Raw genomic sequence first — 16,182 nt, 5'->3', positions numbered from 1 at the left:
CATTGATACATCGACCACGCGAACAAGCACAACGCCGCTTGACGAGGCTAGCGTCGAAATGTGGGGGACGCCCACTGGTCATATTCTTGTTCGTCGTCATCGACTGACGGATTCTCAAGCGACAAGAGGGTCATCCGAAACCCATTTCGCTGAGCTAGCGTCTGTTCGCAGATGAGCTGATGTTCTCGATCATCCAACCACACGTCACTCGCCACAACATCCCATTCCGATAGCTCTCCGATTTGCAAGGAGCTCAGCGCCGACAGCGAAACCACCGGCAACCTGTCGCCACTCCACACGTTCAGCCTTGGGAAACTCGGATGTCTCTTAACGTATCGTATGACTCCGCGATTGGAAAAAACGACGGCTATCGGTTCATCCGCCATCGCAACGCACCTTCTGGCGGTCGCCTCGCGGCTCACACAAAACTCATCCGCCAACGATAAGATGTGCCCAAGGTCGAGCCCGCCAATGCGGTCGAGCCGGCTTCGAAACAGTTGCGCGGGCATCAGCAGTTCAGCGGCGAAAGTGTTCGCCTCGACTTCCATTCGGAGGGCTCGGTTTCCGGCGCTGAACTGCTCAACGCTCATGTCCGATGAGCTGCAGCGAAAACCCTCCGCCGATACCGGCTTGTGAAATGGGTTAACGTAGTGGCCCAGTTCGTGCCCGATTGTGTACCTCTTCCGCTGCTCTGATCCGTCGCTGTTGACGAGGATTGCGCCGTCAGACTTGTCGTCCGTAGTGATGAGACAGCCCTCAAGCCCCGTCAGCTGTTCCTCCCGTATCTCATAAATGTCGAGGGCCTCGGCGATTTCCCTGACAGGCACCGGCGGCGCCAAGTCTCGCAGTTGCTTGAGCACGGCGAGCGCGAGTTTTCTCGGGTTGCCGCCGACATCGTCGACCTCCATCCGGTCAATCTGAAGCATCACGTTCTCGCTGACGCTTCAGCATTACCTGGATCATGTCATCGAGCATTGCTCGATCGTTATCCGACAGTTTGCCTACCTGCCGGAACATTCGCATCACCTCGGCATCGCCGCCAGCAGCGCTCGGGTTTTCGCCAGCAAGGTCCGCTACTGTGACTTTGAAGTGGTCAGCGAGGCTCGAGAGAATCTCAATCGAAGGATTCTGACTCCGGCCTTTTTCCATCTCCCAAACATGCGTCTTGGACACACCGATGGCGTCCGCCAGCTCCTGAAGGGATTCGCCTTTCTGGAGCCGGAGTTCTCTGATCCTAGTCGCAAGCGACACCGAGCACCTCCACGATTCAACAAAGCATACGACGAACGTCTGCCGTCAGGTCAATCGGACGGAATCATAGCACCGTGCTTGACAAGCGCCATCCGTCAGATACACTGATACGCATTCGGCTGCCCATACCGGACGGCCAGAGAAGAAGGAACTGAAGACATGGTTAAGACCGCGACCCGTCGTGCACCGATTGGCACGACCGCAAAGACCGGCGAGATCTGCCCCGAGAGCGGGGTCTGGAAAGTCGTCGGGAACCCCTCCACCACCGCCCCCATTGCGAAGGGAAACCGCATGCCCCCCTACGACGGCAGGGCGGTAACCTGGAAGCTCATTCAACACGCCTAGCTAGGAGGAAGACCTATGCCGAAGAACGAGCGGACTTCCAAATCGGTGGCCTCGAAAGCGTCGAAGCTGCTGTCCAACCCCAAGACGCCGAAACGCGTGCGGAGCGTCGCAGCGTCGGCACTCACTCAGGCGCCGGACAGAAAGGCAAGGCGCAAGGGCAAGAAGTGAAGGACGGCGGGTCGTTCGCGCCCGCCCCTTCCATCATTCCGATCTGTTTCGACCGTTCGGAGCTTATTCGGTGTTCGGTCCGTCTCGCGTCGACACAACACCTTGAGCAGGATGCACTTCTCGCCCAGCGAGCACAGGATTCCTAATCCTGGGGTCGCAGGTTCGAGTCCTGCCGGGCGCGCCATCGATCACGAAGGGGTCAGGTTGGTGCGCGCGAGGATTTCGCGCGACGCGGCGCGTGTTATCGTCGGCAAACAGGTCAACCGGGAAAGACCCCAAGATGGCGAACATCACGGTCAAACTCTTTGCCTCGTTGGGCGAATTCCTGCCCCCTGAGGCCAAGGACAACGCGATTCGACTTGCGCTGCCCGAAGACGGCACGGTCGGCGCGGCGATCAACGAATTGAAGGTGCCGACCGAGCGCTGCCATCTGGTGCTGCTGAACGGCGTCTTCGTACCGCCGGCCCAGCGGGCCTCGGCAGCGCTGGCAGACGGCGACACGGTCGCGATCTGGCCCCCGGTCGCCGGCGGTTGACCGGTTCGTCGAGCCAGACAACCGACCGCATCGTCAAGGACATGGCCCTGACGCCGGCCGATTTCGCGCGCCTTTTGCCCAGAGCCCTCGACGGATGGACCTATGAGGTCGGGCCGGCCGGGGCGACCATCGGAACGGCCGAGCGCGGCATCACGATCACGCTGACCGAGATGCCGCGGCGCGTGATCACCAGCCTGTTGAGCATCGAACTTAGCAAGGTGGAGATAACCTTTCGCGGTCTCGACCCCGGCGAGCAAAAAAGTTTCCTGGAGCGCTTCGACCGCACGTTCCAGCGCGGCGGCGGCTGACGCGCCACGCCGACCGGGCCCCGGCGGCCCGCCACGATTGGCGTTTCCATCTGCGCGCGGGTTTCCTAAGATGCCCCACTAAGAGCAATTGACAATGCAAAGGGGCAACTATGCATAAGTCACTACTCATTGATCCTGAGAAGTGTACCGGCTGTTTGCAGTGCGAAATGGCCTGTTCTCTGGACAACGAAGGGGTCTTCAACCCCACGAAATCGCGCATCAAGGTCTTCCGGTTCCACGCCCAGGGTCGCGCGGTTCCCTATACCTGCACCCAATGTGCCGAGGCTTGGTGCGCGGAAGCCTGCCCGGTCGATGCGCTGGTGCGCAGCAAGGAGACCGGCGCAGTCGAGGTGCTGGACGACGTCTGCGTTGGCTGCAAGGTCTGCACCATCGCGTGTCCGTTCGGCACCATCAACTACAACCAGGCCACCGGCAAGGTCGTGAAATGCGACCTGTGCGAGGGCGATCCCGAATGCGCCAAGGCCTGTCCGACCGAGGCGATCACCTATGTGGACGCCAACTGGACCGGTTTGGACAAGATGCGCCAGTGGGCCGACAAGACCGACAATTCGGCTCAGGCATCGGCGTAGCGAGATAGAGGGAGACAGATCATGGCATGGGCAGAACAGATCCTGAGAGTCGACCTGACAAACGGCACCTGCAAGGCCGAACCTCTCAACATGGAATGGGCGCGCAAGTATCTGGGTCAGCGCGGCCTGGCGACCAAGTACCTCTCGGAGGAAATCGACCCCAAGGTCGATCCGATGTCGCCGGACAACAAGCTGATCATGACGACCGGCCCCTTGACCGGCACCTGCGCTTCGACCGCGGGCCGTTATTCGGTCGTCACCAAGGGCGCGCTGACCGGCGCGATCGCGTGTTCGAACTCCGGCGGTTTCTTCGGCAACGAAATGAAGAACGCCGGCTGGGATATGATCATCTTCGAGGGCAAGTCGCCCAAGCCGGTCTACCTGCTGCTTCAAGATGACAACGCCGAGCTGATCGACGCCGGCGACTACTGGGGCGCATCGTGCTGGGATGTCGAAGAAGGCATCAAGGAAAAGCACGGCGATCCCTTGATCCGCGTCGCCTCGATCGGCGTCTCCGGCGAAAAGGGCGTCAAGATTGCCTGCGTCGTCAACGACATGGACCGGGCCGCCGGGCGTTCCGGCGTCGGCGCGGTGATGGGTTCGAAGAACCTGAAGGCCGTCGCCATCCGCGGCACCAAGGGCGTTCCGGTCAAGGACACCAAGGCGTTCATGGCAGCGACCGCCGCCGGTAAGGAAGTCCTGGCCGGCAACGCGGTGACCGGTGAGGGCCTGCCGGCCTATGGCACCCAGGTCTTGATGAACGTCATCAACGAGACCGGCGCGCTGCCGACCCGCAACCACCGCGACGTGCAGTTCGAAGGCGCCGGCGATATCTCCGCCGAGGCCATGGTCGCCAAGCGCGACAGCGACGGCAAGGCGAACCTGATCACCAACGCCGCCTGCTTCGCCTGCACCATCGCCTGCGGACGCGTGTCACAGATTGAGCGCACCCACTATACGGTCAAGGACCGCCCGCAATACCAGATCGTCTCCGGCGGTCTGGAATACGAAGCGGCATGGGCGCTTGGCGCGGCGACGGGCGTCAACGACCTGGACGCGCTGACCTTCGCCAACTTCATCTGCAACGAGCAGGGCATGGACCCGATCTCGCTCGGCGCCACGGTGGGCGCGGCCATGGAGCTTTATGAAGACGGCGTGCTAACGACGGCGCAGACCGGCGGGATCGAGCTTAACTTCGGCAGCGCCGAAGCGCTGACCGCGGTCACCGAACTGTGCGGCAAGGGCGAGGGTTTCGGTGCGGAGATCGGTCTGGGCTCCAAGCTGTTCTGTGAGAAATACGGCAAGCCCGAACTCTCCATGAGCGTCAAAGGCCAGGAGTTCCCGGCCTACGACTCCCGCGGCATCCAGGGCATGGGTCTGGCCTATGCCACGTCGAACCGGGGCGCCTGCCATCTGCGCGGCTATACGGTGGCGTCCGAAGTGCTTGGCATTCCCGAAAAGACCGACCCGCTGGTGCCCGACGGCAAGGCCGGCCTGGTCAAGGCGTTCCAGGACGCCACGGCGGTCTTCGATTCGGCTGGCATCTGCATCTTTACCTCGTTCGCCTGGACACTCGACGACGTGGCACCGCAGATCGACGCGGCCTGCGAAGGCGAGTGGACAGTCGATTACCTGCTGGAGGTCGGCGAGCGCATCTGGAACATGGAGCGTCAGTTCAACCTGGCGGCGGGCTTCACCGGCAAGGACGACAACCTGCCGCAACGGCTCTTGAAGGACGCGGCCAAGACCGGCCCGGCTGAAGGCCTGACCAATCAGCTCGACAAGATGCTGCCGGAGTACTACGCGGCACGCGGCTGGACGGTCGATGGCGTACCGACCAATGAGACGCTCAGCCGCCTGGCGGTCTGACCGTCCTTTCGTCCTTAAACAGCGCGGGCGCTTCCCACCGGGAGCGCCCGCGTTTTCTTGTTCGGCAACCGTGAGACAAGCGCCGCTAAATGCGGCGGCGTTTCAGCGGCGCAACCAGATCGTCAATATTCGGCTGTTGGTCGAGGTGTTTGATACGGTCGATGATGTCGGCCACCTCGTTGCCTTCGGCAAAAAAGAAGTAGGTTTTGAGCTTGTCTTCGATCTCCGCGTCGCTCAGCGGATCGGCAGGGTCGCCGCGCGGGCAATCGCGTGACGCTGTTGTCGTTGTGCCATCGCTGTGGGTCACGGTAATCGTGCACGCCGACTTGGCCGGAAAGGCAGCGGTGATTGATGCGTCCTCGTTGACCGACACTTTCGCCATGAGCGCGTTCAGCGTCGGATCGTTTGCGAACGGCTCATCGAAATCCTGATAGGCGATCGAACCCTTGGTCAGGACGGCGGCGACACAATAGGGCAGCGAATGGGTTCGCCCGGCACGGCTGTCGGGCTGCCACGCGGTCTCGCCAGCGGCGATGTTGACGCACATCTTGTAAGTGGCGACCTCGATCTTATCGATCGACGTGGCATCGCCAATCTTCGGCACCAGATCAAGCGCGACATCGATCGGCGTCTGGCAGAACACAAGCGCCGGCCAACGTTTGAAGACGATCGAACCCAAATCAGGCGTCGGTTCAAAGATGTCATCGACATGAGGGAAGAACCGATCGATACCCGCCGTGCCTTGGTAGATCTCATAAGGGCCTTCGATGCCCGCCTGGGCCATCTTGGCGGCGAACAACCCGCGCAAGGCGCAGGATGCGTAGGTGCAGTGTTTCCAGTCGGTCACACGGTCGCGCGACGGCTGGTTGGTATCGAGCCCCAGGCCACCGGCGATGCGCTGGGCGTTGGTCAGTTCGTCAGCGCTCAAGCCGAGCGCGCAACCGATAACCAGCGTCGTATAGAAGATCGCCGCCGCGTCGTGATCGTACTCGACAGATTCCGGGAAATAGTAGTCGGAGTAGACCCCCGCCAGCATGTAGGCGACGTGGCTGAGCCGCAGCACCTCGTCGCCGGACTTGCCGAGCCAGTCGGCCAGCGTCAGAACCAGCGAGATGTTGTCGGACGGATGCGCCACGCCCATGTTGTTTGGCGAGAAGTAAGTGTTCAGAAGATCGCTGCGGCGTCCGAGAATCGCGTTCAGGAAGAGCGAGTCGGCATGCGTTGCTTTCTTGTCGACGCCCCAGACCTGCACGCCGTCGCCGACCGGGGCAATATCGATCATGCGTTCGAACTTGGTGAGCATTTCGGTGTCGTACAACGACCCGCAAATGCCGGCGTAGGAGTCGATGAGATTGCGCCTCAGGATGTGCGCGGTATCCGAGTCGATCGTCGCGTTGAACGTGTCGAGGGCGAACTCCGACAGTCTCTCTTCAATGAGTTTCGTCATCGGACTTCGCCAGGTTCAGATAAATTTGCACCCTCGCGAACTTGTCGTTCTTGAGCGTATAGAACGCGGCGCAATGGCCCCAGAACACCTCGCCGGCCTTGCGGGGTCCCAGGTAGTCGGTATCCTTCAGGCACCGCCATTCGATGTCCAACTCGACAGCGACCTTATCGTCGTTCGCCATGAAGTTCTTCAGGTGCAGGATCTCGTGAATACCGTCATGACCTGAATTTTTGCCGGCGTTCCAAAAGCCAACCAGCTCGTCCTTGCCTTTGAACGTGCCCTTGAAGGGATGGATGAAGACGGCGTCGGGATCATAATAGGTGTCGAACACCGCGCTCTTGTCCGGCGCGTTGTTGAACGCCTTTTCATAGGCCTCGAACTGGTCCTGCGTGAAAATCATGCGGTCTTTCCCTGAGCTGCAAGTGTCTGGGTTCACGGTCGCGCGCGCGAAGGTAGTCGTTGGTCATAAGGTGTTCAAGATAGCGCTGAAAAGCCGCCTCCATCTACTCCACCACAAAGGTCGGCGTGAACGAGGCGGGTGCCAGCGACTCCGTCGTGCCGATGACATCGACATTGTCCGGCGTCACCATCTGGATCGCCGGGCCGACGTGGAGGATCTCCAACTCGCCCTCCAGCATGCGCACAGCCTGGTCAATGCCCAGCCGACCCTGCAGCACCGGGAAGTCGGTCGGCGCGGCCAGGATGCGGTCGCGCTTGATGCCGCGATAGACGGCGTGGGTGAAGTAGTCCGCGAGGACCTGGATGTCGTCGGAGAGGCCGCGCGCGCGTAGCACGCTGACCGCCGCCTCGGCGGCCACGGCGCTGCCGACGATGTAGTCGACGTCCGGGCGTTCTTCGAGCGCCTCTTCGACCAGGATCAGCTGGATCTCCTTGCCGGTGTCACCGTACTTCGTGACGACGATCTCGGCCGAGCTCGCCTCAAGCCCGCCGCGGAAACCCTCCTCGACGAAGGGCACCCAGCCCGAGCCGTCGGGGCCCGGGAACCACGCGACCTTGACCGGGTCGGAGCCCGCCGGATGGAGTTCGGCCAAGTAGTCGCCGACCATGCGGCCCATGGTCACCCACCACACGCCGGTCTTCGCGGTGACGCCGGGATCGGCGATATCGTTGACGACGGCGATGACGGGAATATCCGTGGCGATCTCCAGCACTGTCTCGGTCAGACCGTCGAAGCTGACCGTACCCAGCAGCAGGATATCGGCGTTTTCCGCGCATTCGCGCACCTGGGCGATCTGGCGCTCGACATTGGGATAACCGCCGGCTTCGACAACCTCCAGGCGGATGCCCAGCCGGCGCGCCTCCTCGACCATGCCGTAGTTGACGGAGATCCAATAGGAGTCCTTCAGGTGCGGGTAAGACGCGCAGAGGCGCCACGGCCGCGACACCGCGGCCAGCGGCGCGTAATCGAGCGTCGTCGACGGGCTGCGGTAGTCGAACGGCTCAGACCAAGCCTCGACGCTCCAGGTCTCCTGGGCGTGGCCAGGTACCGCGCTCAGCATCAGTCCAAGGACCGCCGGAACGCCCAAGCGGGCAGCGAGTTTTCGGCAAATCGAGATCATGGGCTATCATGGCATACCGGCTTCACGACGCGAAAGCCGGACGGGAGGCTTAACGTGTGGCGTCTTGGCATTGGCGGACGGCTGTTTATCGCGTTCGCCGGCATCACGGCATTTTCGCTGATCGGCGGTCTGATCGGCTGGTGGATCCTGTCCCATGTGGAAGAGGCCCAGTCGACGATCACCGAGCGCGCGCTGCCCGCGGTCGCCGACGCCCATAAGATCGCCGACCTGGCCGGCCAGATCATCGCCGGCGGCGCGGTGCTGGACAACACGGAGTCCCAGGAACAGCGGATCGCCGAGGCCGACCGCTTGTTCGCCCGCGCAGTCGAACTGCAGGATCTCCTGAACCGCATGGTCGCCTATGGCTACGACGACCAGGATGTCGCGCCGGTGCGCGCGCTTGCCGCCAGCCTGATCGAGAACCTGCACAGCCAGAACGCGCTCGTCGAGGAACGCCTCGCGCTCGACGAGACCTTTGCCGAGCGCATCGGTGCCAGCCTGGAGGCGGCAACGGAGCTTTATTATCTGTCGGAGACGTTGGTCGCCAACGCCTCGGCCGGCACCACCGCGGTGATCTCCAACCTTTACGAAATCGTCGGAGGGGATGACGGAACAGAACGTTCACTCGGCGCGCTCGACCGGCTGCTTGAACAGGACATCTTTATGATGGAGCGCATGTTCGAGCTGAGGCTGCGCAGCTCCGAAGTCGGTTTGTTGCTCAATCAACTCAACCGCACGGCAACAACGGATGAGGTCGACTGGCTTGAATCAACTTATGCCCACAATGTCGGCATCATCGAACGGCGCGTCCAGAGCATTCAGGACCCCGCACGGCTGATCCAGGCCAATGACTTTGTTGACCAGCTCACAAGGGTGCATCCCGGTGGCGCCGACGATGTCTTTGCCTTGCGCGAACGCGTTCTGGCGATTCGCGCGAACCTGGACGCGCTCGCGGCGCAGAACCAGACGGTTTCGCTGCAGATGCGCGAGCGCGTCGATCAGCTTGTCGCGGGATCGCAGGCACTCGCACGCTCTGCGGAGACAGCTGTCGATCGTGCGTTCGGCGTCGGCGGCATCACCCTGGCGGTGCAGACGGCGATCTTCCTGGTTATCGCGACGCTGATCGTCTGGCTCTACGTCAACCGCAACCTGGTTCGGCGGCTGACAGGGTTGGCCGACGTCATGAACAAACTGGCCGAAGGCAACCTGGCCGTTCCGGTACCGGTCTCCGGACGTGATGAACTGACGCGCATGGCAGAGACCGTGCAGGTCTTCAAGGACCAGGCGATCGTCAAGCGCAGCCTGGAAGAAGAACGCGTGCGCACGGAGATCGAGTTGCGCCGGCACAAGAGCGAGCTGGAAGAACTCGTCCGTGAGCGCACCGCGCAGCTGATCGAAGCCAACGATCGCCTGAAGCTGGAAGCCGAAAGCCACGACGCCGCGCGCGCCCGCGCCGAACGCGCCAACCAGGCGAAGTCCGAATTCCTTGCCGCCATGAGTCATGAGATCCGCACGCCGATGAACGGGATCCTGGGCATGCTGCGCATCCTCGAGCACAGCCCGATGAGCGATAGTCAGCGCGAGCGCCTCTCGATCATCCGCTCGGCAAGCCACACCTTGCTCGGTATCCTCAACGACATCCTCGACTATTCGAAGATCGAGAGCGGGCGCATGGATATCGATGAGGTCACCTTCGACCTGCGCTCGCTGATCGACGACATCAGCGCGCTGATGCGCTTCCGTGCACGCGAAAAGGGCCTCAACCTCGCGACATCGGTGAGCGGCGACGTGCCGGCGGCGATCATCGGCGACTCCGGCAAGCTGAGCCAGGTGCTGCTCAATCTGATCGGCAATGGCATCAAGTTCACCGAGCACGGTGCGATCGAGTTGGCGGTCAGTGAAATCGCGGCCGAGGGCCGGCACACGCTGCGTTTCGACGTCACCGACACCGGTATCGGCATCGCCGACAAAGACCAGCAGCACCTGTTCGACGCGTTCTTCCAGGCGAGCCCCGCCGCCGGACGCGCCCAGGAGGGCACCGGCCTTGGGCTCGCCATCTCCAAGCGCCTGGTTGAAATCATGGGTGGTCGGATCGGTGTCGAGAGCGAACCGGGCAGAGGCAGCCGGTTCTGGTTTGAGCTGCCGTTTGATGAAGGTAGCGTCGACAACGTCCTGCGACACGGCGACGAGCTGCCCGGCCTCGATCAGCGCCTGGGGTCACGCCGCATCCTGGTGGTCGAGGACAACGCGATCAACGGCGCGGTGGTCGAGACATTCCTGCAGCACATGGGTCATGAACCGGTGATGGCATTGACCGGCGAAGAAGCGGTCGAACTGGTCGCCAAGAGCGACTTCGACGCGGTGTTGATGGATATCAGCCTGCCCGGCATCGACGGCATCGAGGCGACGCGCCAGATCCGCCAGATGGACGACCACGCACGCAGCGCCGTGCCGGTCATCGCCATGTCCGCCCATGTCTTCAGGAGTGAGATCAGCCAGCATCTCGACGCCGGCATGGACGCATTTGTCGGCAAACCGCTCTCGCCGGAACTGCTGGCCGAGACTCTGGCCAAGGTCATCCTGGAAGGCCGCCACGGTCTGGTCGTCGTCGCCGATGCCGACGACGCGGACGGTGGCGAGCCGGCCTTGCTCGACGAGCGCGTGCTGCAGCAGGACCGTCAGGCATTGGGCGACGTGCGCCTGGATCATCTGATCGCCACCTTTGCCGCGACCGCACCCAAGCAGCTCGAACAGATTCAGCAGGCCGCCCATGACGACGACAGGGAGACGCTGATCCGCATGGTGCATAGCCTGAAGAACGGCGCGACGAGCCTGGGCCTTTACCGGCTGGGCCGAGTCTGCGAGTCCTTGGAGTTGACGCTTCGGCGCGAACCCGGTTTCAAACCGCCATCAGATGACCTCGCGGATCTCGCAGCGGTCTTCGATCTCTCGGTTGCCGCCATCGCCGACATGCAAGACGCCTGGCGCAACGAACGGGCGACCGGCTGACCGCGCTAGATCGGATCGCCTGTTGATTGGGCCACTGTGTGGCTCAATCAACAGGCGTGAATCCGATCGGCATCAAAATTGACAGAGCAGATTCACCCACGTCGATGTCATCGCGTAGCGATCCCATCAAAGTGGGATCTGCTCTACATGTGGTCGCCCGCGAAGATGTAGCCTTCGCCGTGCGCGGTGATGATCAGCTCCGGGTTCTTCGGATCGGTCTCCAACTTGCGCCTTAGCCGGCGCACCAGCACATCGACCGTGCGGTCGTTCGGCGTCTCGACACGATGGGTGACATGGTTCAACAGGCGTTCGCGCGCCATGACCGTTCCCGGATGATCGGTGAACGCGCACAGAAGTTCGAACTCCGCGCGGGTCAGCGATGTCTTCTGGCCGCCCGGCGCGGTCACCGTGCGCGTGCGCATGTCGAACTGCCAGCCGGAGAACCGCCGGACCTCCTGATGATCGCCGGCCGCCCGTCGCGTTCGCCGCAGCAGGTTCTTCACCCTGGCCATCACCTCGCGCGGGTTGAACGGCTTGGTGATGTAGTCATCGGCGCCCATTTCCAGACCGACAATGCGGTCGACCTCGTCGGTCCGGCCGGAGACGAAGATGATGCCGATATCCGAACGCCGCCGAATGCGCCGGGTCAGCTCCAGCCCGTCCTCGCCCGGCAGGTTGATATCGAGCAGCAGAAGGTCCGGCATATCCGACAGCAGCACCCGCTGCATCGCCTTGCCGTCGGCGGCCTCGCTGACGCGATAACCGGCGACCTCCAGATAGCTGGTCAGCTTGGCCCGCGTGACGTCGTCGTCCTCGACGACCAGGATATGAAACCGCTCGGCGTTCACCGCGATCATCCGCCTCCGTCTTTTTCACATTTTTTCATAAAAGCATGCGGATTGTACACAACTGGCACGCTCGTTGTTCAACACCGCCGTCCTATCCTCGATCCGCTGAACAACGCGCCCCAGGGCAAGGGCCTAAAGCATTCAGCGGGGCGTAAGACTGAGGAGGCAAAGAATGAGAGAGTTCAAGAGAGCCATTGGCGTGGCGGCTCTGGGAGCCGTGCTCGGCCTGTCGTCGACGGCCTGGGCCGATTCGAGCGATCCGATCAAAATCCCGATCCACAACTGGTCAAGCCAGATCGTCGGCGCCGAGATCGTCGGCAAGATCCTGAACGAGGCCGGTTATGAGGTCGAATACGTGCCGGCCGACAGCCAGGTTGTCTACACCTCCATGTGCGAGGGCGATATCGACCTGGTCCACGAGGTCTGGCAGGGCGCCTTCGGCGTCGCCTTTGAGGCCGTGGTCGACGAGGGCTGCGTTGTCGATGCCGCGACCCACGACGCCAAGACCCGCGAGGAGTGGTGGTACCCGGCCTATGTTGAGGAAATCTGCCCCGGCCTGCCCGATTGGGAAGCGTTGAACGCTTGCGCGGCACAGTTCTCGACTCCGGAAACCGCGCCGAACGGCCGTTTTCTTGGCGGCCCGGTCGACTGGTTGAAACATGACCAGGAGCGCGTCGACGCGCTGGGCATGGACTTCCAGGTGGTCAACGCCGGTTCGGCGGCGGCGCTTTGGGCTGAGCTCGACTCCGCCTCGGCGCGTGGCGAGCCGATCGTGCTGTTCAACTGGACGCCGAACTTCATCGAGGCGGTCTATGACGGCAAGTTCGTCGAGTTCCCCGAGTACGGCGAAGGCTGCCTGGACGATCCCAGCTGGGGCATGAACCCGGATTCGACCTATGACTGCGGCAATCCCAAGGGCGGTTACCTGAAGATTGGCGTCTGGGAAGGCATGGAGGAGAAATGGCCGGGCGCCTATGCGGTGGTCGAGCAGATTAACTTCTCCAATCTCGACATCGCCGTGATGTCCAAGCTGGTCGACGTTGACGGCATGGAGCCGTCCGAAGCCGCCGATCAGTGGCTGGCTGATAACGAAGACAAGTGGAAGGCTTGGTCGGCATCCGCCGGGAGCTGAGCTCAATCCGGCGTAGGGGGTACCGCGATGGGGGGTCGTCGCGGTACCCTCAACCGGCCCTAGAGCAGAACCCATTTTGATTGAATCGCTCCGCAGTAAGATCAGAATGGGTTCTGCTCTATCTATTTGATAGGAATCGGATTCACACGGTTTGCCCCAATCAAACCGTGACCCGATCAAGAGCGCGTCTAGCCGGTCAAGAAGAACCATCGCGCCCTAGCTTTTTGTCGTGTCGGGGGCGGTCACATGGCGGAACCCATTCTATCGTGTCGCGGCGTCTGGAAGCTGTTCGGCTCCGCGCCCGAGCGATTCTTGAGAGAACACAACGGCGCGCCGAGCCGCGAAGCGCTGATCGAGGCCGGCTACATCGCCGCCGTGCGTGATGCGTCGCTGGAGGTCGCGCCCGGCGAGATCCTGATCGTCATGGGTCTAAGCGGCTCCGGCAAATCGACCCTGCTGCGCTGCTTGGCGCGCCTGATCGAGCCGACCGCGGGCGAGATCGTCTTCGAGGGCGACGACCTGCTGAGCGCCGACGCCAAGCAGATGATCGAGCTGAGGCGTCACAAGATGGGCATGGTGTTCCAGCACTTCGCCCTTCTTCCGCACCGCACGGTCCTGCAGAACGTCGCCTTCCCTCTCGAAGTCCAGGGCATCACCCGCATCGAACGGGAGAAACGTGCGCTCGAAATGATCGAGCTGGTCGGCCTCGACGGCCGCGATGGCTATTACCCGCGCGAACTCTCCGGTGGCCAGCAACAGCGTGTCGGCATTGCCCGCTCGCTCGCCGTCGGTCCGGACCTGTGGTTCCTGGACGAACCGTTCTCCGCGCTCGATCCCTTGATCCGGCGCGAGATGCAGGACGAGTTTCTGCGCCTGCAAAACGTGTTGCAAAAGACCATTGTCTTTGTGACTCACGACTTCGACGAGGCGCTTCGCCTCGCCGACCGAATCGTCATCATGTACGAGGGCGAGATCGTTCAGATCGGCACGGCCGAAGAACTGGTGACGAACCCGGCGACCGATTACGTGCGCGAGTTCACCAACAACATCGCCAAAGAACAGTTCCTGACCGTGCGTCAGGTGATGAGCGACGCGAACGGCGCATCGCTCGGCGATATCCGCGTCGGCATCGACGACAAGCTGAGCGATGTCGCGCGCAGTGTATTGGACGCCGACGGCCCGATCAGCGTGGTTGATCCAAGCGGCGCGCTCGTCGGCCAGCTCACCCGCGCACGCGTCATGGACGCGCTGTTCCCGGCCAAGGAGCCGTGAGCGCGACCGGCGCATCGGCCGATCCGGCCGGCCCTGCACAGGGCGGCGCAAGCGGCCTGGGCACCGGCGCATGGCTGCTCTTTCTTCTGCCCTTCGTGGCGCTTCTCGCCGCGCGACCAATTCTACCGGAATGGGCGGTCCTGACGCCTGAGGCCTGGCGCATCCCGTTCATCGAGTGGATCAACGCCGTCGTCGACGTGTTGAAGAAACACGAGATCTTCGGTCTCTTCACCTTCCGCGATGTGACGCGCGCCATTGCCTCGGCGGTCGAATGGCCGCTCGACCTGATGGACAGCATCCTGGTCTCCGGCTTCAAAGGCACCGGCATCCCGTCCCTGCCCTGGCCTGCCGTCGTCGGTCTGGCCGCCGTCTTCGGCTGGTGGCTGAAGGGCTGGCGCCTGGCGCTTCTGGCCGGCGGCTGCATCTTCTATGTCGCGCTGTTCGGCAAGTGGGAACATTCGATGACGACGCTATCGGTGGTCCTGGTCGCCGCGCCCATCGCCGGCGTGATCGGCCTGGTCCTGGGCGTGATCGCCGCCAAATGGCAGCCGTTCGAGCGTGTGTTGTGGCCGATCCTGAACGTCATGCAGTCGATGCCGCACTTCTCGTACCTGATCCCCGTCGCGATCTTTGTCGGCGTCTCGCACAAGGCCGGTGCGATCGCGACGATCCTGTTCGCCATGCCGCCCATGGCGCGCCTTACGCTGGTCGGTCTGCGCGGCGTGCGCCCGGAGATTCGCGAAGCCGGCATCATGGCCGGCTGCACGCGCGCGCAGATGCTCTACAAGGTCGAGATACCGGCGGCGCGCGAAAGCCTGATGATCGGCGTCAACCAGGTGATCATGCAGTGTTTGGCGATGGTCGTTATCGCGTCCTTCGTCGGCGCCAAGGGTTTGGGCCAGGATCTCTTGTTCCGCCTGCAGGGTCTTAGGATCGGCCAGGCACTGGAAATCGGTGTCGCGATCGTCTTTATCGCCGTCATGCTGGACCGCCTCAGCCTCGCGCTCTCCGAACGCCAGCCCGAGCACCTGCCGGATGGGCCGTGGTGGCGGCGCCATCCTTTCCTGACGATCGCCGGCGTCATCGTCGTTCTGTCGTGCATCGCGGCGGCCATCACGCCCGCCGCGCAGGAGTTTCCCAGTGCGCTCTACATCACAACGGCGCCGCTGTGGGACGGCCTTGTCGATTACATCACGCTACATTTCTACGACGCGCTCTCGGTCTTCCGCGACACGCTTCTGCTGCATATTCTGATCCCCATGCGCAGCGCCTTCCAATGGGTGCCATGGGTCGCGGTCGTCGCGCTGGTTGTCGGTATCGGTTACCGGCTGGGTGGCTGGAAGCTGGTGGTGCCGGTCGCGCTTTTCGTGCTGTTCATCGCGTTCGCCGGCTATTGGGAGCGCGCCTCGATCACCGCCTACATGGTGACCTTCGCGCTGATCGTGTGCATTGTCTTCGGCATGCCGGTCGGCATCTGGGCATCGGGCACGGTGTGGCGCTCGCGTTTCATCCAGCTGGTCTGCGACACCTTCCAGACCTTCCCGTCCTTCATCTACCTGATCCCCGTGATCATGCTGTTCAAGGTCGGCGATGTCGCGGCGATCGCGGCGATCGTTATCTATGCCAGCATTCCGATCGTGCGCTACACGACCTTTGGTTTGAGGAACGTGCCGTCGGAAACCATCGAGGCCGCCATCGTGTCGGGCTGCACGCCGTTCCAGATCCTATGGAAGGTGCGTATGCCACTGGCGATCCCGGAGATCATGCTGGGCATCAACCAGACGATCATGTTCTCGCTCTTCATGGTCATCATCGCCGCCTTCATCGG

At 62.5% G+C, this 16,182-nt stretch carries 16 protein-coding genes; 10 read left to right on the top strand and 6 right to left on the bottom strand.

Features of this window, described 5'->3' with window-relative positions; translation table 11 throughout:
* Positions 1 to 47: 47 nt before the first annotated feature.
* A complete protein-coding gene (locus AAF563_04645) occupies positions 48 to 926 on the bottom strand; it encodes an ImmA/IrrE family metallo-endopeptidase (GenBank protein MEM7120543.1) in 879 nt (292 codons plus the stop codon).
* Positions 913 to 1,251, bottom strand: coding sequence for a helix-turn-helix transcriptional regulator (locus AAF563_04640; protein MEM7120542.1), 339 nt, complete (start codon positions 1,249 to 1,251; stop codon positions 913 to 915). Before AAF563_04640 ends, AAF563_04645 begins: the two co-directional genes overlap by 14 nt.
* Before the next feature lie 159 nt (positions 1,252 to 1,410).
* Here AAF563_04640 and AAF563_04635 point away from each other — a divergent pair, with 159 nt between their 5' ends.
* The 6 genes from AAF563_04635 (at position 1,411) to AAF563_04610 (ending at position 5,066) form a co-directional block, all read left to right on the top strand.
* The gene (locus AAF563_04635) at positions 1,411 to 1,596 is read left to right on the top strand and encodes a hypothetical protein (protein ID MEM7120541.1); all 186 of its coding nucleotides are present in this window, start codon (positions 1,411 to 1,413) and stop codon (positions 1,594 to 1,596) included.
* A gap of 15 nt (positions 1,597 to 1,611) precedes the next feature.
* Entirely contained in the window at positions 1,612 to 1,764 is a 153-nt protein-coding gene (locus tag AAF563_04630) for a hypothetical protein (GenBank protein MEM7120540.1), read from the top strand.
* Between the two features lie 280 nt (positions 1,765 to 2,044).
* A complete protein-coding gene (locus AAF563_04625) occupies positions 2,045 to 2,299 on the top strand; it encodes a MoaD/ThiS family protein (protein MEM7120539.1) in 255 nt (84 codons plus the stop codon).
* Positions 2,296 to 2,607: a hypothetical protein gene (locus AAF563_04620; protein MEM7120538.1), complete on the top strand. Its 312-nt coding sequence runs from the start codon at positions 2,296 to 2,298 to the stop codon at positions 2,605 to 2,607. Before AAF563_04625 ends, AAF563_04620 begins: the two co-directional genes overlap by 4 nt.
* A 110-nt stretch (positions 2,608 to 2,717) precedes the next feature.
* Positions 2,718 to 3,197: a 4Fe-4S dicluster domain-containing protein gene (locus tag AAF563_04615; GenBank protein MEM7120537.1), complete on the top strand. Its 480-nt coding sequence runs from the start codon at positions 2,718 to 2,720 to the stop codon at positions 3,195 to 3,197.
* Positions 3,198 to 3,218: 21 nt separating this feature from the next.
* The gene (locus AAF563_04610) at positions 3,219 to 5,066 is read left to right on the top strand and encodes an aldehyde ferredoxin oxidoreductase family protein (protein ID MEM7120536.1); all 1,848 of its coding nucleotides are present in this window, start codon (positions 3,219 to 3,221) and stop codon (positions 5,064 to 5,066) included.
* A gap of 85 nt (positions 5,067 to 5,151) precedes the next feature.
* On the opposite strand, the gene AAF563_04605 is transcribed toward AAF563_04610, so the two are convergent.
* The 3 genes from AAF563_04605 to torT all read right to left on the bottom strand — a co-directional run bounded on the left by AAF563_04605 (position 5,152) and on the right by torT (position 8,093).
* Positions 5,152 to 6,513, bottom strand: coding sequence for an MmgE/PrpD family protein (locus AAF563_04605; GenBank protein MEM7120535.1), 1,362 nt, complete (start codon positions 6,511 to 6,513; stop codon positions 5,152 to 5,154).
* Positions 6,497 to 6,913: a nuclear transport factor 2 family protein gene (locus AAF563_04600; GenBank protein MEM7120534.1), complete on the bottom strand. Its 417-nt coding sequence runs from the start codon at positions 6,911 to 6,913 to the stop codon at positions 6,497 to 6,499. Before AAF563_04600 ends, AAF563_04605 begins: the two co-directional genes overlap by 17 nt.
* A 103-nt stretch (positions 6,914 to 7,016) precedes the next feature.
* On the bottom strand, positions 7,017 to 8,093 hold the full coding sequence (torT, locus tag AAF563_04595; GenBank protein MEM7120533.1) for a TMAO reductase system periplasmic protein TorT: 1,077 nt from the start codon (positions 8,091 to 8,093) through the stop codon (positions 7,017 to 7,019).
* A gap of 54 nt (positions 8,094 to 8,147) precedes the next feature.
* Between torT and torS the strand changes: the two genes are divergently transcribed.
* Positions 8,148 to 11,102 carry a TMAO reductase system sensor histidine kinase/response regulator TorS gene (gene torS, locus AAF563_04590; GenBank protein ID MEM7120532.1) on the top strand — a complete coding sequence of 985 codons (2,955 nt, stop codon included), beginning with the start codon at positions 8,148 to 8,150 and terminating at the stop codon, positions 11,100 to 11,102.
* 143 nt (positions 11,103 to 11,245) lie between these two features.
* Here the strand turns inward: torS and torR are convergent, their stop codons facing one another.
* Positions 11,246 to 11,959, bottom strand: coding sequence for a two-component system response regulator TorR (torR, locus tag AAF563_04585; protein ID MEM7120531.1), 714 nt, complete (start codon positions 11,957 to 11,959; stop codon positions 11,246 to 11,248).
* Positions 11,960 to 12,122: 163 nt separating this feature from the next.
* On the opposite strand from torR, the gene AAF563_04580 reads away from it, so the two are divergent.
* From AAF563_04580 to AAF563_04570, 3 genes are all read left to right on the top strand, one after another.
* Complete coding sequence (locus AAF563_04580; GenBank protein MEM7120530.1) at positions 12,123 to 13,082, top strand: ABC transporter substrate-binding protein; 960 nt, start codon at positions 12,123 to 12,125, stop codon at positions 13,080 to 13,082.
* Between the two features lie 246 nt (positions 13,083 to 13,328).
* A complete protein-coding gene (locus tag AAF563_04575; GenBank protein MEM7120529.1) occupies positions 13,329 to 14,354 on the top strand; it encodes a glycine betaine/L-proline ABC transporter ATP-binding protein in 1,026 nt (341 codons plus the stop codon).
* Positions 14,351 to 16,182: ABC transporter permease subunit (locus AAF563_04570; GenBank protein ID MEM7120528.1), on the top strand; the 1,832-nt coding region annotated here is incomplete at its 3' end. The genes AAF563_04575 and AAF563_04570, both read left to right, overlap by 4 nt.

It is taken from the genome of Pseudomonadota bacterium (genome assembly GCA_039028155.1).
In the GTDB taxonomy this organism is placed as follows: Bacteria; Pseudomonadota; Alphaproteobacteria; order SP197; family SP197; genus JANQGO01.
The sequence above is the reverse complement of the archived record's forward strand: the minus strand, read 5'-3'. Positions and strand labels throughout refer to the sequence as shown.